At 43.5% G+C, this 4,970-nt stretch carries 4 protein-coding genes and 1 pseudogene; all 5 read left to right on the forward strand.

Going from position 1 to position 4,970, the window contains the following annotated elements:
• Positions 1-203 precede the first annotated feature (203 nt).
• Positions 204-1,520 (forward strand): urea ABC transporter substrate-binding protein, encoded by a 1,317-nt coding sequence (gene urtA, locus PX636_RS04925; protein ID WP_288116379.1) that lies wholly within the window; start codon positions 204-206, stop codon positions 1,518-1,520.
• 94 nt (positions 1,521-1,614) lie between these two features.
• Positions 1,615-2,811 carry an ABC transporter permease subunit gene (locus PX636_RS04930; RefSeq protein WP_004163064.1) on the forward strand — a complete coding sequence of 399 codons (1,197 nt, stop codon included), beginning with the start codon at positions 1,615-1,617 and terminating at the stop codon, positions 2,809-2,811.
• Positions 2,812-2,814: 3 nt separating this feature from the next.
• Positions 2,815-3,969 (forward strand): urea ABC transporter permease subunit UrtC, encoded by a 1,155-nt coding sequence (gene urtC / locus PX636_RS04935; protein ID WP_016514599.1) that lies wholly within the window; start codon positions 2,815-2,817, stop codon positions 3,967-3,969.
• A 113-nt stretch (positions 3,970-4,082) separates the two neighbouring features.
• The gene (urtD, locus tag PX636_RS04940; RefSeq protein ID WP_004163062.1) at positions 4,083-4,829 is read left to right on the forward strand and encodes an urea ABC transporter ATP-binding protein UrtD; all 747 of its coding nucleotides are present in this window, start codon (positions 4,083-4,085) and stop codon (positions 4,827-4,829) included.
• Between the two features lie 38 nt (positions 4,830-4,867).
• Positions 4,868-4,970: pseudogene (locus PX636_RS04945) on the forward strand (ABC transporter ATP-binding protein); the annotation flags it as partial.

The following is a 4,970-nucleotide window of genomic DNA, read 5'->3' on the forward strand; positions in this document are numbered from 1 at the left end:
AATTCCAGAAAAATCATTAATTTTTGGAAAAAAAGTAGCAAAAGTTACAAAAAACATCCAAAAAGTAGCGAAAATCACAAAAAATCTGTTAACCTAGCCGTAATATCACACAGATATTCGTAGAAAGATTCCCGAAAATCTCCTCAGCAAAAACATCCGTGTGAAGTAGCTAATATTGTCAGCGAGGTTAGTTCAAGATCATCATGTCAAATTTAGGACGACGTAAATTTCTCCTGTACGGTTCTGCCGCTTTGGGAACCAGTATTCTGTTAAAAGCTTGTGGTGGCAATCAAAGCCAAACCCCCACGGCCAGTCCTAGCCCGGCTGCTAGTCCCGCCCCAGCTTCTGGAGAGACAATTAAGGTGGGTATTCTGCACTCCCTCAGTGGCACCATGGCCATCAGTGAAACCAGCGTAGTCGATGCGGAAAAACTGGCGATCGAGGAAATCAATGCCGCTGGTGGTGTTCTTGGTAAACAGATCGAGGCAGTGGTGGAAGATGGCGCTTCCGATTGGCCAACTTTTACCGAAAAAGCCACCAAACTGATCGATCAGGACAAAGTTGTGACCGTCTTCGGTTGTTGGACTTCCGCCAGTCGTCAGGCAGTTTTACCCGTGTTTGAAGCCAAAAACCATATGCTCTGGTATCCCGTCCAGTACGAGGGTCAAGAGTGTTCTAGAAATATCTTCTACACCGGTGCTGCACCTAACCAACAGATCGAGCCGGCAGTGACTTGGTTGCTGGAAAATAAAGGGAAAAAATTCTTCCTCGTCGGTTCCGACTACGTTTTTCCCCGCACCGCCAACACGATTATTAAAGAGCAGTTAAAGGCGAAAGGCGGCGAAACCGTAGGCGAAGACTACCTCCCCCTAGGTAACACGGAAGTTACCCCGATTATTACCAAAATTAAGCAAGCTTTACCCGATGGTGGCGTTATTTTCAACACCCTCAACGGTGACAGTAACGTGGCTTTCTTTAAACAACTGCAAGCGGCCGGTTTAACTCCCGATAAATATCCGGTCATGTCGGTGAGTGTTGCCGAGGAAGAAGTTAAACAAATCGGTAAGGAATATCTCCTCGGTCAATACGCTTGCTGGAACTATTTCCAAACCGTAGATACCCCCGCTAACAAAAAATTTGTTGAGGCTTTTCGAGCTAAATTCGGTCAGGAGCGCGTCACTAACGACCCCATGGAAGCGGCCTATATTATGGTCTATCTCTGGAAGCAAGCGGTAGAACAAGCGGGAACCGCCGATGATCTCGACAAAGTTCGCGCCGCAGCCGTAGGACAGAAATTCGATGCTCCCGAAGGACCGGTGGAAATGTTCCCCAATCATCATATCTCCAAAACCGTCCGCATTGGTCAGGTGAGAGATGATGGTCTATTTGACATCGTTTGGTCAACTCCGGGGGTAGTGGATCCGCAACCTTGGAACCAATTTGTCCCCGAAACTAAGGGCTTTGCCTGTGACTGGACGGATCCGGCTAAGGGCGGTAAATTCAAAATGGAAAAATCCTAGTTTTAGGAATTTTTCCAGACAGTAACGAGAGTGCGGTGGGCATTACTGCTCACCCCTCTTTTTAAAGATTAAAAATGCACGGGAATAACGAAAAGTGTCAGCATTATTGGAAGGATTGTTTAATGGTATTAGCATCGGTTCTGTGCTATTGCTGGCCGCTTTAGGACTAGCGATTGTTTTCGGACTGATGGGGGTGATTAATCTCGCTCACGGTGAGTTAATGATGTTAGGGGCTTATACTACTTTTGTGGTGCAGAATATCTTTAAAGGTTTTGAAGATATTTATATTTTAAATGTCTTTCAAGCTTTCCGTATTTCTCTCTTTGATACTTATGTTTTATTCGCCCTACCGATCGCTTTTTTAGTGTCGGGATTGGCGGGATTATTATTAGAAAGGGGGGTGATTAGGTTCCTCTACGGCAGACCCCTAGAAACGCTGCTGGCCACTTGGGGAGTCAGCTTAATTCTGCAGCAATTTGTCAGAAGTGTCAACGGGTTATTAGTAATTAGTTTAATAGTTTTCTGTCTGTTATTTTTTGGGGCGATGACGCTGTTAAGTCGTCGCCTAGATTGGGAGAGAATTCGCAATTTAGCTATTGGTATCACCCTGCCTTTATCCCTAGCTATCGCTGGATTATTAGGCTATCTTTTATCTTTTAATCCGGTTCTCGCTCGACCCTGGTTTAGTGCCAGAAACGTCGATGTCACGGCTCCTGCCTGGTTACGGGGAGGTTTACCTTTACCCGGTTTTCAAATGCCCTACACCCGTCTATTTATTATCATTTTAACTGGCCTTTGTTTGTTAGGGACTTATTGGTTTTTAAATAAATCTTCTTGGGGTTTACGCATTCGTGCCGTCACCCAAAATCGCCAGATGAGTGCCTGTTTAGGCATTCCGACAAATCAAGTGGATGCTTTGACTTTTGCCCTCGGTTCGGGATTAGCTGGAGTTGCCGGTTGTGCGATTAGTTTCTTGGGTTCCGTCGGTCCAAATGTGGGACAAAATTATATCGTTGATACCTTCATGGTAGTGGTGGTGGGGGGAGTGGGTAATCTCCTGGGAACTATTATTGCGGCCATGGCCATCGGTGTGGCTAATTATTTAATTGGTTCGGGAACTTTTGCCCTGATTTTTGGTTCCGTAGAAGCCCTAAAACCCCTAACAGATTTCTTCACCTTTTTCTCCACCACTAGCATGGCAAAAGTGATGATTTTTGCTTTAATTATTGCTTTCTTGCAATTCAAACCTGCGGGAATTTTTCCTCCTAAAGGACGTACTGCCGAGTTATAGATTATGATTACCGAAACCATCACTAGAAACGAATCCCGACAACGGGAAAAGAAAAAGTTAATCACGGAAATCGCTGTTATTGTTGGTTTAGTGGTCATCTTTGCGGTGTTACTGCCCTTAGCTTTGTCGGCTTTCCGTTTGCGTTTATTGGGGCGATTTCTTTCCCTCGCTATTGTTGCTTTGGGGATAGATTTAATCTGGGGTTATACTGGTTTATTAAGTCTCGGTCATGGTATCTTTTTCGCCCTAGGTGGTTACGCTTTGGCCATGTACCTAAATCTTCAGTTACCCCCCGGACAAATGCCCGAATTTTTTACTCTCTACGGGGTGACAGAATTACCTTTTATTTGGCAACCTTTTTATTCCCTACCTTTGACAATTCTAGCCCTAATTATCGTACCAGCGATCGTGGCGGGATTATTGGGTTATTTAATCTTCCGCAATCGCATTAAAGGGGTTTATTTCTCGATTTTGACCCAAGCGGCTTTACTGGTATTTTTTAACTTTTTTAACGGCCAACAAAAGTTAATTAACGGCACTAATGGCTTAAAAACCGATACCCAAACAATTTTCGGGTTGCTGGTAGGCTCCGATGCCGTTCAAGTGGCCTTTTATTTACTCACAATTGTCTGTTTACTGGCTATTTATCTCCTCTGTCGTTGGTTAACTACAGGCAGATTTGGGCGCTTGTTAGTCGCCATTCGCGATGATGAGGTGCGGGTTCGTTTTTCCGGTTATGATCCTACTTGGTTTAAGGTGTTAGTTTTTGCCATTTCTGGGGCGATTGCCGGTGTTGCCGGCGCTCTTTATACCGTGCAAACGGGAATTATCACCCCTAACTCTATGGATGTGGCTTTTTCCATTGAAATGGTGATTTGGGTGGCTGTGGGGGGACGTGCTACCCTTGTGGGGGCAGTTGTCGGTACTTTATTAGTACGCCTAGCCCAAACTTTTTTAAGCGAACAATTTCCGGAAGTCTGGGTATTTTTCCAAGGGGCCCTATTCCTAATTGTGGTGACAGTGCTTCCCGATGGTCTTCTCGGTGGAATTAAACGTTTGCTGACTCATTTTGGTTTCCGCAAAACTTTAATTACCTATCCTAGTATTGAGGAAGCTCCGGAAGTGCAACTGGAAAGAGAAGAATTAGAGCATAAGTGATCTTAGCTATCAGTTATCAGTTATCAGTTATCAGTTATCAGATGTGAGTTTTCAGTTCACTGATTACTGCTGACTGTTCACTGAAAATACTTCCCTATTCCCTCTTAGAAATTATGACTGGAAAAATCTTAGAAATCGAGAATCTTACCGTTAGTTTTGGGGGTTTTAAAGCTCTCAATAATCTTAATTTCAGTATGGATACGGGAGAATTACGGGTGATTATCGGTCCCAATGGTGCGGGAAAAACCACTTTTTTAGATGTGATTACGGGGAAAGTGCAACCCACCATCGGACGGGTATTATTTAAAGGTCGAGATCTCCGCAAAATTCCTGAATATGCGATCGCTCGTTTGGGTATTGGTCGCAAATTTCAAACTCCTAGGGTATATTTAAATCTAACTGTCCGAGAAAATCTCGATTTAGTTAGTAATCGCAATAAAAATGTTTTCTCAACTCTTTTCGGTCGTCCTCCCCTAGAAGATAGCAGAAAAGTTATTGGTTTATTGGAAACTATCGGGTTAACTGCTAAAGCTGATTTACCCGCTTCTTTACTGTCCCACGGCGAAAAACAACGCTTAGAAATTGGTCAATTAGTGGCCCAGTCACCAGATTTACTGCTAGTAGATGAACCCGTAGCAGGATTAACCGATGAGGAAACGGAAAACGTGGGTAATTTGTTGTTAAATCTAGCGGAAAGTCATTCAATTATTGTTATTGAACACGATATGGAATTTGTCCGTCAAATTGCCCGCAAAGTCACGGTTTTACACCAAGGAACTGTTCTATGTGAGGGGAATATGGAGCAAATTCAAAATGATCCGAAAGTTATTGAAGTTTATCTAGGTTCCTCGGAAGAATAAAAAGTCAAAGGATTAAAATTAGTTAAAAAGGGTTGACAATGTTACACATATCTGATCTCAATGTTTACTACGGAGAAAGTCATATTTTAAGAGATGTTGACCTTAACATTTATGCGGGAGAAATGGTCTGTTTAATCGGAC

This window comes from Microcystis sp. M53598_WE2 (assembly GCF_030067735.1).
Taxonomy (GTDB): Bacteria; Cyanobacteriota; Cyanobacteriia; order Cyanobacteriales; family Microcystaceae; genus Microcystis; species Microcystis aeruginosa.